17 protein-coding genes are annotated in these 18,411 nt (G+C 66.7%); 9 read left to right on the top strand and 8 right to left on the bottom strand.

Annotated features, from left to right (window positions below; all coding sequences use genetic code 11):
- Positions 1-30: 30 nt before the first annotated feature.
- Positions 31-1,128, bottom strand: coding sequence for an LLM class flavin-dependent oxidoreductase (locus EDE08_RS11490; protein WP_131869435.1), 1,098 nt, complete (start codon positions 1,126-1,128; stop codon positions 31-33).
- A gap of 217 nt (positions 1,129-1,345) precedes the next feature.
- Here EDE08_RS11490 and EDE08_RS11485 point away from each other — a divergent pair, with 217 nt between their 5' ends.
- From EDE08_RS11485 to poxB, 3 genes are all read left to right on the top strand, one after another.
- The gene (locus EDE08_RS11485; RefSeq protein ID WP_131869308.1) at positions 1,346-2,272 is read left to right on the top strand and encodes a 2-dehydro-3-deoxygalactonokinase; all 927 of its coding nucleotides are present in this window, start codon (positions 1,346-1,348) and stop codon (positions 2,270-2,272) included.
- A 1-nt stretch (position 2,273) separates the two neighbouring features.
- On the top strand, positions 2,274-2,900 hold the full coding sequence (locus EDE08_RS11480) for a 2-dehydro-3-deoxy-6-phosphogalactonate aldolase (protein ID WP_131869309.1): 627 nt from the start codon (positions 2,274-2,276) through the stop codon (positions 2,898-2,900).
- A gap of 114 nt (positions 2,901-3,014) precedes the next feature.
- Positions 3,015-4,751: a ubiquinone-dependent pyruvate dehydrogenase gene (gene poxB, locus EDE08_RS11475; RefSeq protein ID WP_131869310.1), complete on the top strand. Its 1,737-nt coding sequence runs from the start codon at positions 3,015-3,017 to the stop codon at positions 4,749-4,751.
- A 64-nt stretch (positions 4,752-4,815) separates the two neighbouring features.
- On the opposite strand, the gene EDE08_RS11470 is transcribed toward poxB, so the two are convergent.
- Positions 4,816-5,181: a hypothetical protein gene (locus EDE08_RS11470; RefSeq protein WP_165935868.1), complete on the bottom strand. Its 366-nt coding sequence runs from the start codon at positions 5,179-5,181 to the stop codon at positions 4,816-4,818.
- Positions 5,182-5,250: 69 nt separating this feature from the next.
- Positions 5,251-6,159, bottom strand: a complete 909-nt coding sequence (locus tag EDE08_RS11465) for a PaaI family thioesterase (protein WP_131869311.1) — start codon at positions 6,157-6,159, stop codon at positions 5,251-5,253.
- 144 nt (positions 6,160-6,303) lie between these two features.
- Between EDE08_RS11465 and EDE08_RS11460 the strand changes: the two genes are divergently transcribed.
- Entirely contained in the window at positions 6,304-6,624 is a 321-nt protein-coding gene (locus EDE08_RS11460) for a hypothetical protein (RefSeq protein WP_061878930.1), read from the top strand.
- A gap of 166 nt (positions 6,625-6,790) precedes the next feature.
- On the opposite strand, the gene EDE08_RS11455 is transcribed toward EDE08_RS11460, so the two are convergent.
- Positions 6,791-8,260 (bottom strand): amidase, encoded by a 1,470-nt coding sequence (locus EDE08_RS11455; RefSeq protein ID WP_165935867.1) that lies wholly within the window; start codon positions 8,258-8,260, stop codon positions 6,791-6,793.
- A gap of 129 nt (positions 8,261-8,389) precedes the next feature.
- The gene (gene atzD, locus EDE08_RS11450; RefSeq protein WP_131869312.1) at positions 8,390-9,502 is read right to left on the bottom strand and encodes a cyanuric acid amidohydrolase; all 1,113 of its coding nucleotides are present in this window, start codon (positions 9,500-9,502) and stop codon (positions 8,390-8,392) included.
- 394 nt (positions 9,503-9,896) lie between these two features.
- Here atzD and EDE08_RS11445 point away from each other — a divergent pair, with 394 nt between their 5' ends.
- From EDE08_RS11445 to EDE08_RS11430, 4 genes are all read left to right on the top strand, one after another.
- On the top strand, positions 9,897-12,233 hold the full coding sequence (locus EDE08_RS11445) for a Tex family protein (RefSeq protein WP_131869313.1): 2,337 nt from the start codon (positions 9,897-9,899) through the stop codon (positions 12,231-12,233).
- Between the two features lie 222 nt (positions 12,234-12,455).
- Positions 12,456-12,938, top strand: coding sequence for a hypothetical protein (locus EDE08_RS39065; RefSeq protein WP_131869314.1), 483 nt, complete (start codon positions 12,456-12,458; stop codon positions 12,936-12,938).
- 100 nt (positions 12,939-13,038) lie between these two features.
- The gene (locus EDE08_RS11435; protein ID WP_131869315.1) at positions 13,039-13,731 is read left to right on the top strand and encodes a response regulator transcription factor; all 693 of its coding nucleotides are present in this window, start codon (positions 13,039-13,041) and stop codon (positions 13,729-13,731) included.
- Positions 13,718-14,794 carry a sensor histidine kinase gene (locus EDE08_RS11430; RefSeq protein ID WP_131869316.1) on the top strand — a complete coding sequence of 359 codons (1,077 nt, stop codon included), beginning with the start codon at positions 13,718-13,720 and terminating at the stop codon, positions 14,792-14,794. Before EDE08_RS11435 ends, EDE08_RS11430 begins: the two co-directional genes overlap by 14 nt.
- Positions 14,795-14,806: 12 nt before the next feature.
- On the opposite strand, the gene EDE08_RS11425 is transcribed toward EDE08_RS11430, so the two are convergent.
- A complete protein-coding gene (locus tag EDE08_RS11425; protein WP_035674777.1) occupies positions 14,807-15,178 on the bottom strand; it encodes a response regulator transcription factor in 372 nt (123 codons plus the stop codon).
- Positions 15,175-16,041 (bottom strand): S1C family serine protease, encoded by an 867-nt coding sequence (locus EDE08_RS11420; RefSeq protein WP_131869317.1) that lies wholly within the window; start codon positions 16,039-16,041, stop codon positions 15,175-15,177. The genes EDE08_RS11425 and EDE08_RS11420 overlap by 4 nt, the downstream gene beginning before the upstream one ends.
- A 183-nt stretch (positions 16,042-16,224) precedes the next feature.
- Between EDE08_RS11420 and EDE08_RS11415 the strand changes: the two genes are divergently transcribed.
- Positions 16,225-17,190, top strand: a complete 966-nt coding sequence (locus EDE08_RS11415; RefSeq protein WP_131869318.1) for a VOC family protein — start codon at positions 16,225-16,227, stop codon at positions 17,188-17,190.
- A 15-nt stretch (positions 17,191-17,205) separates the two neighbouring features.
- Here the strand turns inward: EDE08_RS11415 and EDE08_RS11410 are convergent, their stop codons facing one another.
- Entirely contained in the window at positions 17,206-18,342 is a 1,137-nt protein-coding gene (locus EDE08_RS11410; RefSeq protein WP_245524770.1) for a GGDEF domain-containing protein, read from the bottom strand.
- Positions 18,343-18,411: the final 69 nt, after the last annotated feature.

The raw sequence follows: 18,411 nt of genomic DNA, 5'->3' as shown, positions 1-18,411 counted from the left end.
GCGGCACGATCGCGCCGCACCCGCTGAGCGTCAAGCCGCCTTCTTCGCCGAGCCGAGATGCGCAAGACGCGGCATCACCTCGTTCTTCAGCAGCGAGAGCGAATGGTGCCAGGCCTCGGCCTTGTGCTTGTAGTCGAAGCCGAACACCAGGAGCACGCCGAAGCCGCCGACCTCGTCGTAGATCTTTTCGATCTTCTCGGCGACCGTCGCCGGCGAGCCGACGATCCAGTTCCGCTTGGCGCAATATTCGACCGTGACGTCGCTGTCGGGCACGTCGGGCGTGTGCTTCAGATAGTCCTTGAAGCCGAAATGGCCGAGCAGCGGCAGGAAGTACTCGCTCATCATCCGGCCCATCATGTCGCCGGTCGAGAGCTTCCAGGCCTCTTCATCGGTGTCGGCAACGAACACCTCGCGCACCAGCCGCCAGTCCTGCCGGTTCGGCTTACGGCCGGTCTTGGCAGCACCGAGCTCGACGGAGTCCCAATGGCTGGAGACATAGGCCGGGTTGAGATTGAGGCTCATCGGGATGAAGCCGCGCTCACCGGCGAGCTTCAGCGTGTCCGAGTTCTTCGACAGCCCGGCGACGCCGATCGGCGGATGCGGCGCCTGCAACGGTTTGATGTGGGGTTTCAGGAAGTCGAACATCGTGTCCGGCTTGGTCACCGTCCAGAACTTGCCCTTGTAGGTGAATGGCGCGGGATCGGACCACAGCTTCAGGATGATCTCCAGAGCCTCGCGCGTCATGTCGCGGTTCTGCCCGCTCATGCCGTCGACGTTGAACATCGCCCAGTCGCTCGGGAGCCCCGAAGCCGCGACGCCGAAATTCAGCCGGCCCTCGGAGAGATGGTCCAGCATGGCGACGCGGTTGGCGAGCTCGGCCGGATGATGATAGGGCAAGAGAAAGCCGCCCGGCCCGATGCGAAGCTTTTTCGTCTGCATCAGCGCCTGCGCGATCAGGAGGTCGGGCGTGGGATTGGGTTCCCAAGGCGCGGTGTGGTGCTCGCCGACCCAGGCTTCCTGATAGCCGAGCTCGTCGAGCCAACGCATGACTTGCAGGTCCCAGTCGTTCCCTTCCTTCAGGCCGCACTCCGGCGGATGCGAAGGCATCGTGAAATAGCCGATCTCCATGGGTTTCCTCATCTGATGTTGACGCGTCTTGTCGCGCGTTGACGGCGTTGAACGACCAGTCTTCAGCAAGCGGTGTGCCAGCGCGGCGGGACTTCGAATCGAAGAGAAAGCGCTGGTTTGCCTGCGCAATAGCCGGTATCTCGACGGGAGCCTGCAAGACATCGTCTCATTTGTCGCGAGACGGCGTCTCAGCCGTGAGACGAGAACGAGACCTGACATGACCGAACCCGCTTATGTCGCGGTGGACTGGGGCACCAGCAGCTTCCGGCTCTGGCTGATCGATGGCGCCGGCCAGGTGCTGGCCGAGCGCCGCAGCGGCGAGGGCATGCTGGCCGCGGCGAAGGCCGGGTTCCCGGCGGTGCTGCGATCGCATCTCGCGGCGGTCGAGGCGCCGGATCATCTGCCGGTGCTCGTCTGCGGCATGGCCGGTGCCCGCACCGGCTGGGTCGAGGCCGGCTATGTCGACACGCCGGCTCCGCTCTCTGCCGTTCTGAAGCAGGCCGTCCGCGTGCCAGGCGAGACGCGCGACATCCGGATCCTGCCGGGCGTCGCGCAGCGCGACCCGAAGGCGCCGGACGTCATGCGCGGCGAGGAGACGCAGCTGCTCGGCGCGCTCGGCCTCGATGCCGCGGGCGAGACGCTGGTCTGCATGCCCGGCACGCATTCGAAATGGGTTCGCGTGAAGGACGGCACGGTCGCGCATTTCTCCACCTTCATGACCGGGGAGCTGTTCAGTGCTGTCTCGCGCGAGACGATCCTGTCGCTCGCGGTCGCCGGCGCAGACGACGCCGAGGATGTCGCAAGCTTCAGAGCGGCAGTGAAGGCCGCGTACGAGGCGCCGGCCTTCGCGGCCAATCTCCTGTTCGGCGCGCGGTCGCGACAACTTCTGTTCGGCGGCACGCCGGCCGCGGCGCGCGAGACGCTGTCGGGCACGTTGATCGGTGTCGAGCTGGCGGCAGGGCTCTCCGGCACCATGCCGCAAGCGGGTGTCATGCTGATTGCCGCGGGACGGCTCGCGGTGTTGTACCGGCTGGCTTTCGAGGCGCTGTCGATGACCGCAAGGCCGGTCGATGCGGATGAAGCGGTCCGCCGCGGTTTGTCGATGGCGGCTGCCGCGATCTGGACGAAGCAGAAGGATTCTTGAGATGAGCGTTGCTTTTCCGCCGATGAAGCGGCCGCTGGTCGCGATCCTGCGCGGCGTCAAGCCCGAGGAGACCGAAGCCATTGTCGGCGTGCTGATCGAGGCCGGCATGACCGCGATCGAGATTCCCCTGAACTCGCCCGATCCGTTCCGCTCCATTGCGATGGCGGTCAAGCAGGCGCCATCAGGTGTATTGATCGGCGCCGGTACGGTGCTGACCGCGGCAGATGTCGATCGTCTCAACGACGTCGGCGGCAAGCTCATGGTCTCGCCCAATGTCGACAACGAGGTGCTCGCGCGCGCGCATCAGCATGGCATGGTGACGATGCCCGGTGTGTTCTCGCCGACCGAGGCGCTGCTTGCCGCGCGCTCGGGTGCGTCGAGCCTGAAATTCTTCCCGGCGAGCGTGCTCGGCGCCTCCGGCATCGCCGCGATCAGGGCCGTGCTGCCATCAGGCGTGATGATCGCCGCCGTCGGCGGCGTCTCCGACCAGAACTTCGCGGAGTACATCAGGGGCGGTGTGACCGCGTTCGGGCTCGGCTCCAGCCTCTACAAGCCCGGCATGACGGCAGCGGATGTCGCAGCTCGTGCGAAGGTGACGGTCGCGGCCTACGATCGGGCGATTGCGTAAAATTGAGCAGGAACAGACAAGCCGTGATCGTGTCATAGCTTATTGTCCCTCGCGGTGTCGCAACCGATGTTTGCGCATCGTGCACATGTGACTGGCTGAAGCAGGAGACCGACAATGGCGATCAACAACGTAGCCGATCTTTTCGTGGCAACGCTCGAACAAGCGGGCGTCAAGCGCATCTACGGCATCGTCGGCGACAGTCTTAATGCGCTCACCGAAGCGCTGCGCCGTCGCGGCACCATCGAGTGGATCCACGTCCGGCACGAGGAGGTTGCAGCGTTTGCAGCGGCCGGCGAAGCGGAGATGACCGGGAGCCTCGCAGTCTGCGCCGGCTCCTGCGGCCCGGGCAATCTGCATCTGATCAACGGGCTGTTCGACGCTCACCGCAGCCGCGTTCCGGTGCTGGCGATTGCGGCGCAAATCCCAACCGCCGAGATCGGCGGTGGCTATTTCCAGGAGACCCATCCGCAGAACCTGTTCCGCGAATGCAGCCATTATTGCGAGCTGGTCTCGGATTCGAGCCAGCTTCCCTACGTGCTGGAGAACGCGATTCGCGCCGCCGTCGGCCTGCGCGGCGTTGCCGTCGTTGCCATGCCCGGCGACGTCGCCTTCCGCAGTCCCCCGAAGCGTGAGCTGTCGACGGCGCGCGGCCTAGCCTTGTCGGCGCCGAAGGTCGTGCCGGAGGCCGATGAACTGAAGGCGCTGGCGGACCTCCTCAACGCCGCCGAGCGTATCACTCTGTTCTGTGGCCGAGGCTGCGCCGGCGCGCATGCGCCGCTGATGCAGCTGGCGGAAGCTCTGAAGAGCCCGATCGTTCATGCGCTCGGCGGCAAGGAGCACGTCGAGTACGACAACCCTTACGACGTCGGCATGACCGGATTCATCGGCTTCTCCTCGGGCTATGCCGCCATGCACGCCTGCGACGCGCTGGTGATGCTCGGCACCGATTTTCCCTACAAGCAGTTCTTCCCGGCCAACTGCCAGATCGCGCAGATCGACATCCGCCCGGAAAATCTCGGCCGGCGTTGCAAGATCGATCTCGGCCTCGTCGGCGACGTCAAGCTCACCATCGAGGCGCTGCTGCCGCTGCTCGAGACCAAGACGCAGCGCAAGCATCTCGACGACGCCGTCGCGCACTACAAGAAGGCTCGCGAAGGGCTCGATTCGCTCGCCAGGGGCACGCCGGGAACCAAGCCGATCCATCCGCAATATCTCGCCAAGGTCATCAGTGACCATGCGTCCGAGGATGCCGTATTCACCGCCGATGTCGGCACGCCGACCGTGTGGGCCGCGCGCTATCTCGACATGAACGGCCGCCGCCGGCTGATCGGCTCCTTCGTGCACGGCTCGATGGCCAATGCGATGCCGCAGGCGATCGGCGCGCAGGCCGCGCAGCCCGGCCGCCAGGTCATCTCGCTCTCCGGCGACGGCGGCTTCACCATGCTGATGGGCGACCTCATCACGCTGACGCAGATGAAGCTGCCGGTGAAGGTCGTCGTGTTCAACAACGGCGTGCTGGGCTTCGTCGCGCTGGAGATGAAGGCGGCGGGCTTCGTCGACACCGGTGTCGATCTGGAGAACCCCGATTTCGCTGCGATGGCGCGCGCGATGGGTATCTTCGCGAAACGCGTCGAGGATCCCGGCGAGCTCCCGGGCGCGATGAAGGAGATGCTGGCGCACAATGGGCCGGCGTTGCTCGACGTCGTCACCGCCAAGCAGGAGCTGTCGATGCCGCCGACCATCACGGCCGAGCAGGTCAAGGGTTTCAGCCTCTGGGTCCTGCGCGCGGTGATGAACGGCCGCGGCGACGAGGTGCTCGATCTCGCAAAAACGAACCTCTTGCCGCGCTGATTTCGGCTGACGCGGTTCGGTTCACCTCTTCCCGACGGGGGAGGTGAACACCGAGCGCGCGGCCTCAGCCGCGCTTCACCGATGGCGTGGCCAGCCGATCATGGCGGTTCTGGAAGCGTCGCCAGTGCAGCACGGCGCCGACCAGCAGAGCCGGCAAAAAGCCGAGCCCGATCAGGAAAGGCGGCAACTGCTTCGCTGCGACAAAGGCGATGGCGATGTCCGAGATCAGCCACAGCGCGGCAAACACCACGGCAAAATCCAGGCGCGGGCAGCGCAAATGGTAGAACACGGCCGTGATGACGATCGCGGGTCCGATCGCGACTGCGATCGACACCGCCGTCAGATCTTTCGGAGTCAGCGCGTCGAGCATCATCGACGCCAGCAGCCAGAGCGCGGCGAACATGGCGACGATGTCGAGCGGATGCCGCAATCCAATACCTCTCGCGGGGACGTGTGCTATCGTTGTGGCCGGAACTTCGGCCGTCAAGTCAAAATGCGCTTATTCGTCGTCACTTCCCGGCGTCGGGCGCAGCATGAAGTGACCGAAAGCGGTGGCGATCGGCTTGGTGGCATCATCCTGCCAGGCCCGCGCCTCGAAGGCCACGATTCGCCGGCCCTGCTTCACGATCGAGACGTCGGCGAATGTGTCGAGGGCACGGCCGGAGCGCAGATAGTTGACGGTGAGGCCGATCGGCTTGGGCGGCTCCGCAGCGCCGAGCTCGCGCGCCACGCCGACGATCGCGGTGGTCTCCAGGAAGGCGCCGGTCATGCCGCCATGGATCGCGGGCAGGATCGGATTACCGATGATCTTCGGCGAGAACGGCATCGTCAGCGTGCCGTCGTCGTTGACGCGGATGCCGAGACAGCGAGCGAACGGGCTGCGCGCAAACGGTCCATCCGGATCCTCAGGAGCCTCCAGCAACGGGATGCTGCGCGCATCCATACGGTGGTCGGCAAGCATGTTGGTGCGGTTGGCGCCGATCATGAAGCAGGCGGTGGCGGTCGCGACCGGATCGTCCTCCGACTCCTGATAGGCGGTGGAGCGCACGAAGGCAATCGAGCGTGTGGTGCGGTAGCAGACCGAATGCGCCTTGATGTCGAGGCCCGGCGTCGCCGGCTTCTGGTAGTCGATGCGCAAGTCCAGGGTTGCGATCGCGCGCGTGCCGTCGAGTGCAAGCTGCACGGCCATGCCGCAGCTCTCGTCCAGCATTGCCGTGACGACGCCGCCGTGCAGCACGCCGGTCTCGGTGTCGCCGACGAAGACGGGCCGGTAGGGCAGGCTGGACCAGGCCTCGGCTGGCGCGAAGCGGTCGAGCTGGAGCCCGCTGATATGGCCGTAATCGGAGCGGCGGCCCTTGATGGCTTCGGCGAGTTCCTCGAATGGGAGCGTGACAGGTACAGTGGACATGGCGATGTTCTAAACCAGTGCCGAGCGCCGCGCAAAACCCCGATTGTGCCTTGCTCCCTGCCGTGGGCGGTTTGGCCTCGACAGGGCGGGCCAAAGCAACGATGGTGGGCGCTTCGTTCGTACCATGCCCGCAAGGAGCGCCCCATGACCGACCCCGAGACACCCGGCACCAATCAGGGGCCCGTCACGATTTCCACCTCGAGTTCGGAGCGGGCGCCGATCATCTATTTCGACGGCGCATCCTGCTTCGGTCACCACAACGGCGCGATCCAGATCGAGCTCGCCGCGAACCTGTTGATGCCGGTCGGCGCCGCCGTCAGGGTCGACGTGGTCCAGACCGCGCACCTGCGTTGCAGCGTGGCCGCGGCGCTGGCGCTGCGCGAAGCGCTCGACAAGGCGCTCGCGATGTACCAGCAGGGCCAGCAGCAGCCGCGGCCGGAGGAAATTCCGGCGGTGAAGAACTGAGGTCGCCCTACGGCCTGCATGGTTCGAGATGCGCCGCGAGGCGGCGCTCCTCACCATGAGGGTCTAGGAGATGGCCAAGAAATCAGACCTCATCCTAAGGGCCCGCCAACGGCGGGCGTCTCGAAGGACGGCCGCAAGCGCGGGGTCTACGAGAAATAGGCCTGCCTCAGCAGACATGCACCTTCGGCTTCCTGCCGCCGTTCCACTTGCCATCGAGCGCGCGCTCGATCTGGGCAGCGAGTTGCAGCAAGAGGCCGTCATTGGCCTGCTTGGCGATGGCCTGGATGCCGAGCGGCAGGCCGTGCTCCTGGGTTGCCATCGGCATCGAGATCGCCGGCATGCCGCAGAGATTGGCGAGCGGCGTGAAGGCGAAGTTGCGCCAGAGATTGCCGAACCAGTCGAGCACGTCGGGATTGTCGGAGATGGTGAGGTATTCCCTGGTGCCGACCTTCGGCGTCGGCAGCGCCGTGATCGGCGTCAGGATCACGTCCCACTGCTCGAAGAAGGCGCCGAAGCCGCGCGAGGTCGTGTTGAACACGCCCTGCATCTTCGCCCGCTCGGCGAAGCTCGTGTGCCGGCCGGCTTCCCAGATGCGGATGTTCATGGGTTCGATCAGATCTTCCGGCGGTTTTTCCAGCCCGCGCGCAGCGAGCATATTGGAGATCACCACCGCGAAATTCGAGATGTAGCAGGTGGTCTGCGCCGCGAACGCGGCACGGAAATCGACCTCGGGCAACGCGTAGTCGACGTGATGGCCGAGGCCTTCGAGGAAGCGGCCGGCCTTCTCCAGCTCGGCGGCGATTTCCGGCGTGGCGGTATAGTCGCCCCATGTGTGCGACACCGCGATGCGAAGCTTTGACGGGTCGCGCTTGATCATCTCGCAATAGGGCTGCGCCGTGGTCCAGAACGGCATGAATTCGCCAGGTGCCGGTCCGCGGGCATGGTCGACGAAGGCGGCGGTGTCGCGCACCGAGCGCGACTGGCAGCCCTGGATCGAGACGAGGCCGGTGAGATCGGACATGTGCGGGGCGAGCGAGAACACGCCGCGCGAGACCTTCAGCCCGATATTGCCATTGACGCCGGCGGGAATGCGGATCGAGCCGCCACCGTCGGTCGCATGCGCGATCGGCACCACGCCCGCGGCGACCATCGCCGCGCTGCCTGCGGACGAGCCGCAGGTGGTGTAGTCGGTATTCCAGGGATTGCGCGTGACGTAGACGGCGGGATTGTCGGCGGAACTGCACACGCCGAATTCCGGCGTCGTGGTGCGTCCGATCAGGTTCAGTCCTGCCTGGCGGAATTTTCCGGTCAGGAACGTGTCCGCGCCGGCGCGATTGCCGCGCATCAGCAGCGAACCCATCTCCTGGAGCCGTCCCTTCATGGTCGGCCCGAGGTCCTTCATCAGGAAAGGCAGGCCGGCGAACGGGCCGGCGAGATTGGCGCCGTCCTTGGCGGGGTCGGCGATCACGTCCTCGAACAACTCGACCACGCCCGACAGTGCCGGATTGACCTTGGCAACGCCGGCCGCGGCCTGCCGCGCCAATTCCTTCGCCGTCAGCTCGCCCTTGCGGACGCGCCCTGCCAGCGCGACTCCGTCGTGCTGCGCCCATTCATTCCAGCTCATCGGCAAAGTCATGACGTCAAAATCCTCTTGGATAGCGGTTATCTTCCTTTCGCAAGCAACGGTCCGAATCAAGCGAGCCGGCGCGAGGGGCAGGGTTGCGTGGGGCGGACAGGTCGCAAGTCCCGGAGATGCCGGCTCGTATCAATCCGACAGTCGTGCAATCGCTGCAACCGGCCCGCCGCCCGGCGGACCCTGGTGCTCGGCGCCGCCGGACACGTAGATCGCCCCGGTGCCGGCAAGGCCAGCGATCAGGCCGCCGACCGCTGCGCGGGCGTGGCGTGTCGAGCTGATGTCGGTGTCTTCCAGCATGGTATGGCGAAAGCCGCGCACGCTGCCATCAGGCGAGGCCTCCGCCTTGGCGAAGACGTTGACGAGCTCGCGGCCCTTCGTTGCCTGCGGCGCGATGCGCAGTCCGACGCTTTCCAGCGCCGCGATCACGGCGGCGGAGTCGATCGCGTCCCTCATCACGGCATGCCCGATCTCGAACTCGCTCACTGATGCCGCCGAGTTGCCGAGCACGATGACGACGTTGTGCATCAGCTCGATGCCTGATGAGGTGGAGGCCACGGACGAGAACAGATCGTAGCGCCGCAGCACGTCCTCATCGCGGAGATCGGCTGCAATCTCGCCGAGCGCGACGGCGACGCCGAGCGCGGAGGCGCCGCGGGAATAGGCCATCGAGGCGTAGGCACTGGTCGTCGCTGTCTTGTTGCCGCGCGCCGTTGCCGCCGCAACGCGCTCGCTGGTGAGCAGCGGGCACTTGATCTGCACGAAATGGATGTCGGTGGGATCGTTGATGCCGGCATCCACCATGGCGGCCTTCACGGCGGTCGCCGTCTCCGTGATCTGCGCGGAGCGGCCGAGCTCCTCGGGCAGGAAATCCCGCGTCTGCGCCATGCCGATGCTCAGCCGCTTGCCGGTGGGGCCTGCCGGACGGGCGTCGACGTTTCGGCGCGTGAACACCGTGATGTGCGGACTGAGCACGCCCTCGGTGCCGCCGGACATCACGAAGGCGATGCGCTGCTCGACCTCGTGCGGCGGCAGGTCGAGGTGGGGTGCCAGCGCCGCGCACAGCGCGCTGACGGCGTATTCCCGCGTGAAATCGTTGACGCCGCCGTTGCCCTCGGTCTTGCCGAGGATCGCCAGGATCTCGCGCGGGTCGATCGCGCCCGAACCGATCATGGCCATGAGACCGGAGACGTCGCCGGGGCCCGTGGTGGCGATCCTGAAGACGCCGACCGATGTTGTACGCATGAATGGTCCTCGTGTGGAGTTCAGGAGTCCGGCAACTAGAACAGCCGCTGAACCGCGGCACCTGTCAAGCTCGGCGCCCTCGTGCGCCGGACGCAGCGCGGCGCCCGTCGGGCGATGCGCTGCCGAGCCGGGGCCTATCTCGCGGCATACGGCGCCGCCATATGGGTCCCGGCTCAGCACTGCAACGCTAAGAGCGTTGCAGTGCGTCCGGGACACGGAAGCAGAGCGACCCCGTCCCCACGAATGTGGCGAGATCGCATCGATCCGGCAAAAAATCCTCTGTCGACGGTTGCGCGCCGCACCTTGATGAATCAACCTCGGTTGGTCCATAAGCGGCGTCCCGCGGCCGGCGCTTTTCGCCCTGCGTCGCGTGCTTTGATAGAGGGAATCTCGCGTGGCAAATATCAACCACAAAATTGCGCAGGAGCTTGGGGTTCGCGCCGAGCAGGTCGAGGCGGCGGTGACGCTGCTCGACGGCGGCGCCACGGTTCCCTTCATCGCCCGCTACCGCAAGGAAGCGACCGGTGCGCTCGACGACGCGCAATTGCGCACCCTGGAGGAGCGCTTGGTTTACCTGCGCGAGCTCGAGGACCGCCGCAAGGCCATCCTCGAATCGGTCCGCGAGCAGGGCAAGCTCGATGCAGCCCTCGAAGCCACGATCATGGCCGCCGACAGCAAGGCGCGCCTCGAGGACATCTATCTCCCGTTCAAGCCGAAGCGCCGCACCAAGGCGGAAGTTGCCAAGGAAGCCGGCCTCGAGCCGCTCGCCCATCAGTTGCTGGCCGAACCCGGCAACGATCCGAAGGTTGTGGCGGAAGGCTTCGTCAACGCCGAGAAGGGCGTTGCGGATGCCGCTGCCGCGCTCGACGGCGCCCGCGCCATCCTGGTCGAGCGCTTCGACGAGGACGCTGACCTCATCGGCGCCTTGCGCGAGGAGATGTGGACCAACGCGCGCATGGCCTCCAAGGTGCGCGACGGCAAGAAGACCGAGGGCGAGAAGTTCGCCGACTATTTCGATTTCTCCGAGCCGCTGACCAAGCTGCCATCGCACCGCATTCTCGCGATGTTCCGTGGCGAGAAGGAAGAGATCCTCGATCTTCAGATCCAGGCCGAGGCGGAGGCGCCGCCGCCGGGCGTGCCGAGCGCCTATGAACTGAAGATCATGAAGCGGTTCGGCATCGCCGACCTCAAGCGACCCGGCGACCGCTGGCTGGTCGACACCGTGCGCTGGGCTTGGCGCACCAAGATCCAGGTGCATCTCAACATCGACCTGCGCATGCGGCTGTGGAATTCGGCCGAGACCGAGGCCGTGCGCGTGTTCGCCTCGAACCTGCGCGACCTCCTTCTGGCCGCGCCGGCAGGTACCCGCGTCACCATGGGGCTCGATCCCGGCTACCGCACCGGCGTCAAGGTCGCGGTCGTCGACGCCACCGGCAAGGTGGTCGACACCATCGCGATCTATCCGCACGAGCCGCAGCGGCAGTGGAACGAGTCGCTGGCGACCCTCGGCAGGCTCGCGCTGAAGCATCGTGTCGAGCTGATCGCGATCGGCAACGGTACCGCCTCGCGCGAGACCGACAAGCTCGCCGCGGACCTCGTCAAGGGCCTGCCCGAGTTGAAGATGACCAAGATCGTCGTGTCGGAAGCCGGCGCGTCGGTCTATTCGGCCTCGGCTTTCGCCTCGGAGGAATTGCCCGGCCTCGACGTCACCCTGCGCGGCGCGGTCTCGATCGCGCGGCGCCTACAAGACCCGCTGGCCGAGCTCGTCAAGATCGAGCCGAAGGCGATCGGCGTCGGCCAGTATCAGCACGACCTCGGCCAGGCCAAGCTCGCAAAATCGCTCGATGCGGTGGTCGAAGACTGCGTGAACGCCGTTGGCGTCGACGTCAACACCGCCTCAGCGCCGCTGCTTGCGCGCGTGTCGGGTGTCGGCTCGGGCCTTGCCCAGAGCATCGTGGCGCACCGCGACGCCAACGGCCCGTTCAAGTCGCGCAAGGCACTGAAGGACGTGCCGCGGCTCGGGCCGAAGGCATTCGAGCAGTGCGCGGGATTCTTGCGCATCCTCGGCGGCGAGGACCCGCTCGACGCCTCCGGCGTGCATCCGGAAGCCTATCCGGTGGTGCGCCGGATTCTCGCGGCGACCAAGAGCGACATCAAGGCGCTGATCGGCAGCAGCGAGATCGTGCGTACCCTCAAGCCGAAGGATTTCGTCGACGAGACTTTCGGCCTGCCGACCGTCACCGACATCCTGCGCGAGCTGGAAAAGCCGGGCCGCGACCCGCGCCCCGCGTTCAAGGCCGCGGTGTTCAAGGAGGGCGTCGAGGAGATCAAGGACCTCAAGAAGGGCATGATCCTCGAGGGCACCGTCACCAACGTCGCCGCCTTCGGCGCCTTCGTCGACATCGGGGTGCACCAGGACGGTCTCGTGCACATCTCGGCGATGTCCAAGACCTATATCAAGGATCCGCGCGAGGTGGTGAAGCCGGGCGATATCGTCAAGGTGAAGGTGCTAGACTTCGAGGTCGCCCGCAAGCGCATCTCGCTGACGCTGCGCCTCGACGACGAGGTCGGGCCTAAGAAGGACGCACCCGGCATGCAGCGCGACAACAGCTCACGCAATCCCGCCCGCATGACCTCGTCGGCTCCGCGCAAGCAGGAGTCTTCGGGCGGCGGTGCTCTTGCGGAGGCGCTGCGTCGTGCGGCCGAGAAGAGTGGCGGCAAGCGGGTGTGAGCCCTTTAACCTCTCCCCGCTCGTTGCGGGGAGAGATCAGATCAAGCACTACCCACGCCGTCATTGCTTCGCTGCGCTCGCAATGACGTGGGGAGAGCGGTGCCTTCCTGACACCCGCGTCAGAATCTGGCGTGTTTGTAAGTTGAAGGTGCCGGTGCCTTCCTTTCATCTGACCATCCTCGTGCGGCGCGGTGATCGCCGCACTGCAAGGAGGATGCTTCGATGAACAACAGGCTTCTCAAAGGCTTCATCGCGGTGACGGTCGCCGCCGCGATGGCGCTCGCTTCACCGGTGCTCGCCCGTGGCGGCGGCGGTGGCGGAGGCCATGGCGGTGGTGGCTTCGGCGGTGGCGGTCATGGCGGCTTTGGCGGTGGTGGCCATTTCGGTGGCGGCGGCCATTTCGGCGGTGGCATGCACGCCGGCGGCTTCGGCGGCATGCGCGCCGGTGGTTTCGGCGGCATGGGTCGCGCACACTTTGCTGGCGGCCCGGGCTTCGGCGGCCCGCGTTTCGCGCACGCGGCGATCGGTCCGCGCTTCGCCGGCGCAGGCTGGCACGGCCGCCACGGCTTCCGTCACCACCATTTCCGTCGTTTCGCCGTCTTCGGCGCGCCCTATTTCTACGGCGGCTACAATGACGGCTGCTGGAGCAGGAGCTGGACGCCCTATGGATGGCAATGGGTCAATGTGTGCGGAGACTACTGGTAGTCGCATCGCCGTACCGCACCATTGTCGCGATCGCCACCGGGCGGTTCCGCTCAGCCCCGGAACGGGATAGTCTGGTGGCGATCGTCGCGCGGAGCTTGTCATGAGCGGAGGTCACCGTCGCATCCTGGTCGTCGAGGACGATCCGGAAACCGCAGGTCAGCTCGTCGAGGAGCTGACGGTTTCGGGCTACGACGTCGACCTCGCAGCCAATGGCCGCGAAGCCCTGAGCCACGGCGCCGCGCGTGACTATGCCGTGATCACCATCGACCGCATGCTGCCTGATATCGACGGCATCAGCGTGATGCGCCAGTTGCGCGACGAGGGCATCGCCGCGCCGTTCCTGATCATCTCCGCGCTCGGCGAAGTCGACGACCGCGTGCGCGGACTGCGCGCCGGTGGCGACGATTATCTCGTCAAACCGTTCTCCTTCACCGAATTGCTGGCGCGGCTCGAAGCACTCGGCCGCCGCAGCGAGACCATCGCCAAGGAGACGCTGCTGCGCGTCGGCGATCTCGCGATCGACCTGATCGCGCGGGCTGCCTCCCGCCGCGGCCGCAAGATTCCGCTGCTGCCGCGCGAGTTCCAGCTGCTCGAATATCTCGTCCGCAACGAGGGCCGCGTCGTCTCCCGCGCGATGCTGCTCCAGCACGTCTGGGACCTGCATTTCGATCCGTCGACCAATATCATCGACGTCTATGTGGGGCGCGTTCGTCGCAAGGTCGACGATTCCCAGGACTATCCGCTGATCCACACTATCCGCGGCATCGGATATTGCCTCCGTGCTCCTGGCTAAGACCCTTCGCTCCTCGACCTTCCGCCTCGCGCTGATCGCGATCGCGGCGTTCGGGTTGATCGTCGCGGCGATCATGGCCTACGTCTATTTCGGGACGCTCGCTTACGTCGAGCGGCGGCTCGGCGGGGCCGTCGATCATGACGGCTTCACCGGCATGATCGAGCTCGCGATGGTCGCGGTCGCCATGCTGCTGCTGGTGCTCGCCGGGCTCGCGGCCGTGCTGGTGACGCGGCGCACTGTGGGGCGGATCGAACAGATCAACGCCACCAGCCGCGCCATCATGCTCTCCGGCCTCGACCAGCGTATCCCCTTGCGCGGCAGCAACGACGAGTGGGACCGCGTCGCCGAAAACCTCAACCAGATGCTCGACCGCATCGAGACGCTGATGGGCGAGGTCAAGCAGGTCAGCGACAACGTCGCGCACGATCTGCGAACGCCGCTGACGCGCATGCGCGGCCGGCTGGAGAAAGCTTATCACGCCCCGCGCAACAGCGAGACCGACGCCGCGCTGATCGGGGACACCATCGCCGATCTCGATGCCGTGCTCGGCATGTTCGCCTCCATCACCCGGATCTCCGAGATCGAGACCCGCGCCCGCACCGGCGCCTTCCGCGCGCTTGATCTCGCCGAGATCGCCGGCGAGGTCGTCGAGCTCTACGATGCCGCCGCCGAGCAGGTTGCTACAAAGCTCAGCCTTGCCGGAGAACGCGACGTGGCGATCACGGGCGATCGCGACTTGCTGTTCGACGCCATTGCCAATCTCGTCGACAACGCGATCAAGCACGGCTGCAAGGGCGGGCGGGTGACCGTGACTTGCCGCAGAGCCGATGGCGCTGCGGTGATCACGATCGCGGACGACGGTCCGGGCATTCCCGCCGAGCAGCGCGATCACGTCTTCAAGCGCTTCTACCGGCTCGAACGGAGCCGCTACACGCCGGGCAATGGCCTCGGCCTCAGCCTCGTCGCCGCGGTTGCGCACCTTCATGGCGCCGAGATCGCGCTGTACGACAATGCGCCGGGCCTGACGGTCAAGCTCAGCTTCCCGGCGGGGGCAGCGCCGTGAGGCTGAGCGGCGTCAAAGCTCGATCACGCCGCGACGCGCGGCGTGCGCGACTGCATCGGTGCGGCCGGTCGCGTCCAGCTTGTCGAGCAGCGAGCCGACATGGAACTTCACGGTGTGGACGGAGATGCCGAGCTGACGCGCGATCATCTTGTTCGAGGCACCTTCCGCCATCAACGCCAGCACGTCGAGCTCGCGCTGCGTCAGCGCGATGTCCTCGGGCATGATGCGCGGATCGCGCGCGACGATCGCCGCGGCCGCCTGCTCGCCAGGCGCAGCGAGACGAAGCCCCGGGATATTGCCGAGCAGCGCCGTCAGGCGATCGGCGAGGGCGGGGTCGTCGATCTCCAGCGCGAGCACGATCTCGGCCGTCTTGTCCTCGCTCACGTCTCCGGCCTCTCGCCGACCGTGACCCTGAAGCTGGCCGGCTCGCCGCCGCGACGCACCGCGACATCGACCACCGTGCCGACGCTCGAAGGTCCCAGCGTCCGCGACAGCGCATGCACGCCGGACAGTTTCTGGTCGTTGACCGCGACGATCACGTCGCCCTGACGGATGCCGGCCGCGGACGATGGGCCGGCCTTGTCGACATTCATCACCATGGCGCCGACGCCGTCGTCGAGCCGCACCGGCTGGAGCCCGAGGCCGAGATATCCCCGCGCGATGCGGCCGCGCGCCTCCAGTTGCGCCGCGACGCGCTCGATCGTCGCCGCCGGGATCACCAGGACGCGCCGCGGTCCGAGCACGGCCATGCCGAAGGCTTCGCCCGATGCATCGAGCGCGAGGCCGCCCTGCTGGCTGCCGCGCAGGCGGACGTCGAGCTCGATCCGCGCATCAATGTCGCCGCCGCGCAAGGAGCGCCAGCATTTGCCGGATGCCGACACCATCCCGAGCGCGGCGCTCGGCGTCTCGCGATTGGTGGCGACCACCACCGACAAGGCGCCCAGCGGCGGGACCGTCGCGGCGAGCTTGACCGGCGCGACGGCGGCATCGACGCGCAGCAGCGCGATGTCAGTCGTATGGTCGCGGCCGGCGATTGTGGCGGCCGCGGTGCTTCCGTCGGCAAGGCCGATCTCGACCGCGCCCTCGTCCGCCAGCGCCTCGTCGGCCGTGACGATCAGACCGGGTTTCCAGGCGAAGCCGGTGGCACGGGAGCGGTGCGAATGCACGGAGACGACGGACGGCGCCGTGCGCGCCACCATGTCCGCGAGGGCGGACGACAGGGAGGACAGGGGAGTAGGGGCGGTCATGGCAGGCTCCTGTAAGCTGTCCTCAATCTGGGATGTCGCGGGCGCGTGCGAAACTGGCCGGGTGGCCAGGACTTCCCTCCGCGCGGCCGACGAACATGTGATTGGGACCCGCTCACGGGAACGTGTAGCAATCGGCCGACATTGCGCCGCATGGCCTCAACCATTTTGAACGAGCCCTGACCGATGACCATCGATCTCACCCGCCGCACCCTGCTGCAACTCGCCGGTGCAACCTCGCTCGCGATGGCGGCTGCAGCCGCCGCGCGCGCCGAGGGCGTTCCTCAAGGCGGCGGGCCGACCTTTGCCAGCCGCACGCCGATGCGGGTCGGCATGGTGACGCTGCGGGTGAAGAATCTCGACAAGGTTGCGGACTACTACCGCGACGTGATCGGGCTTGCCGTGATGGAGCGTTCGGCGACCGCCGCGAAGCTCGGCACGGCCGGCATGGCGCTGCTGGTGCTGGAGGCCCGTCCCGATGCGGAAATCGAGCCGCGCAATGCCGCCGGCCTCTACCACACCGCCTTCCTGATGCCGACGCGAAAAGACCTCGCGCGCTGGCTGGTGCATGCCGCCTCGCATCGCGTGAAGCTGTCGGGTTTTGCCGATCACCTCGTCAGCGAGTCCGTCTATCTCGACGACCCCGAGGGCAACGGCATCGAGGTCTATGCCGACCGCGATCCCTCGCAATGGCAATGGAGCGAGGGCAGCGTCAAGATGGCGACCGACGAGCTCAACATCCCCGACCTGCTGTCGCTGACCAATACACGCGTCGCCGACTATGCCGGGGCGCCGGACGGCTTGCGCGTCGGCCACATGCATCTGCGCGTCGGCGATCTCGCGCAGGCCGAGAGCTTCTATCACGGCACGATCGGCCTAGATCCGACGCGCAAGCGCAGCGGCGCCGCGTTCCTGTCGTCGGGCCGTTATCACCATCACCTCGGCATGAATGTCTGGCAGAGCCAGGGCGCCGGCCGGCGCGACGATGCCACCACGGGCCTTGCATGGTTCTCGCTGGTGACGGCGAAGCAGGACATTCTCGCCGCGCAGGAGGAACGCCTGCGCAAGGGCGGTGCGCAGCTCATCACGCTTGCGAATGGTGTGGAGGCGATCGATCCATGGGGCACGCGGGTGCGGCTGCTCAAGGCGTGATCGAAGACGGCAGCTTCAGCCTGCTGCGCGTTCGAGGCGGATGTCCTCATCCGCCCATGCGCAGCGGCTGCCTCCGGCACGTTTGGCTGCGTAGAGGGCGCGGTCGACCTGCTCGAGAAGCTGCGCCGTCGCACCGGCGGTCGCAGCGCCGGCACTGACGAGAATTCCTGCGCTCGCGCCGATGCAGACCGGAATGTCGGTCAGCAGGAACGGGATCGAGAGATCGAGAATGGCCCGGCGCGCCAGGGCGAGCGCTTCCTCGCGGCCGGCTTCGCCGGCGGCAACCGGCTTGAGTATCATGAATTCGTCGCCGCCGAAGCGCGCGGCAAGTCCGGTCTCGCCGATGCAGACCGACAGCCGCTCCGCCACCTGCCGCAACAGATCGTCGCCGACGTGATGGCCGTGGCGGTCGTTGACCGGCTTGAAGCCGTCGAGGTCGATGGCGATGATGGCGAAGTTTCCGCGGGTCTCCGCCAGCGCCTGGAAGAACGCGGCGCGGTTCGGCAATCCCGTCAGGAAATCGTGGGTCGCCTGGCGCGCCAGCCGGTGCTTTGCTTCGAGCCGCTCGACGAAGGCGGCGCTGAGATGTTTCGACGCTTCGCGCAATGTGAGCCAGAAGAACACCAGCATGATCGCGCCGAGCTTGTAGGCGAACTCGGGGCGGAGCAGGCCGGCCAGGATGGTCGGCATCAACAGCACCGCGGCGGTGGTCAGGATGATCCAGGGGCGGATTGCCGCGCGCGAGACCATGCCGACGCAGAAGGACATCGAAAGGCCGAATGCGATCCAGGCGCCGGGTCCGTCGTCGAGCTGGAGCGCGCGGAAAGACAACATGCCCAGCGCGAGGCCGAAGGCGGACGCGCCGGCGCCGTAGAGCCCTTCCCAGCGGATTACGTCGGCATCGGAGAATTGCGCAGCGCGCGACTTGTAGCGGAACAGGGAAGCGATGCGGGCTGCGGCCGTGATGAAGATGAAGACCGAGATCACGGCATAGCCGGTATCGCCGCTCATGAGCGTCAGCGCGGCTGCACCGGTCACCGACGTGACGCCAATGGCGGACACCTGCGGAAGCGACGTGTACAGGAGATCCACGAGTTCGCGCCGGATGCGTGGGTCGGGATGCAGGAATCTGGACGACATTGTCAGAGTCATGGCCGGCACCATCCCTGCTTGTTCCTAATAAGGGGTGGGGAAGGGACACGAGATGATCGTTGCCGCCCA

Origin of the sequence: Bradyrhizobium sp. R2.2-H, assembly GCF_004346455.1 — a bacterium.
In the GTDB taxonomy this organism is placed as follows: domain Bacteria; phylum Pseudomonadota; class Alphaproteobacteria; order Rhizobiales; family Xanthobacteraceae; genus Bradyrhizobium; species Bradyrhizobium diversitatis.
The sequence above is the reverse complement of the archived record's forward strand: the minus strand, read 5'-3'. Positions and strand labels throughout refer to the sequence as shown.

Excerpts from the sequence above, each read along its gene's own strand:
- EDE08_RS11410 (WP_245524770.1), bottom strand. The coding sequence starts at position 18,342 with ATGACTCTGACAATGTCGTCCAGATTCCTGCATCCCGACCCACGCATC.
- EDE08_RS11435 (WP_131869315.1), top strand. The coding sequence starts at position 13,039 with ATGAGCGGAGGTCACCGTCGCATCCTGGTCGTCGAGGACGATCCGGAA.
- EDE08_RS11465 (WP_131869311.1), bottom strand. The coding sequence starts at position 6,159 with ATGTCCACTGTACCTGTCACGCTCCCATTCGAGGAACTCGCCGAAGCC.
- atzD (WP_131869312.1), bottom strand. The coding sequence starts at position 9,502 with ATGCGTACAACATCGGTCGGCGTCTTCAGGATCGCCACCACGGGCCCC.
- EDE08_RS11485 (WP_131869308.1), top strand. The coding sequence starts at position 1,346 with ATGACCGAACCCGCTTATGTCGCGGTGGACTGGGGCACCAGCAGCTTC.
- EDE08_RS11455 (WP_165935867.1), bottom strand. The coding sequence starts at position 8,260 with ATGACTTTGCCGATGAGCTGGAATGAATGGGCGCAGCACGACGGAGTC.
- poxB (WP_131869310.1), top strand. The coding sequence starts at position 3,015 with ATGGCGATCAACAACGTAGCCGATCTTTTCGTGGCAACGCTCGAACAA.
- EDE08_RS11480 (WP_131869309.1), top strand. The coding sequence starts at position 2,274 with ATGAGCGTTGCTTTTCCGCCGATGAAGCGGCCGCTGGTCGCGATCCTG.
- EDE08_RS11490 (WP_131869435.1), bottom strand. The coding sequence starts at position 1,128 with ATGGAGATCGGCTATTTCACGATGCCTTCGCATCCGCCGGAGTGCGGC.
- EDE08_RS11415 (WP_131869318.1), top strand. The coding sequence starts at position 16,225 with ATGACCATCGATCTCACCCGCCGCACCCTGCTGCAACTCGCCGGTGCA.
- EDE08_RS11420 (WP_131869317.1), bottom strand. The coding sequence starts at position 16,041 with ATGACCGCCCCTACTCCCCTGTCCTCCCTGTCGTCCGCCCTCGCGGAC.
- EDE08_RS11460 (WP_061878930.1), top strand. The coding sequence starts at position 6,304 with ATGACCGACCCCGAGACACCCGGCACCAATCAGGGGCCCGTCACGATT.
- EDE08_RS39065 (WP_131869314.1), top strand. The coding sequence starts at position 12,456 with ATGAACAACAGGCTTCTCAAAGGCTTCATCGCGGTGACGGTCGCCGCC.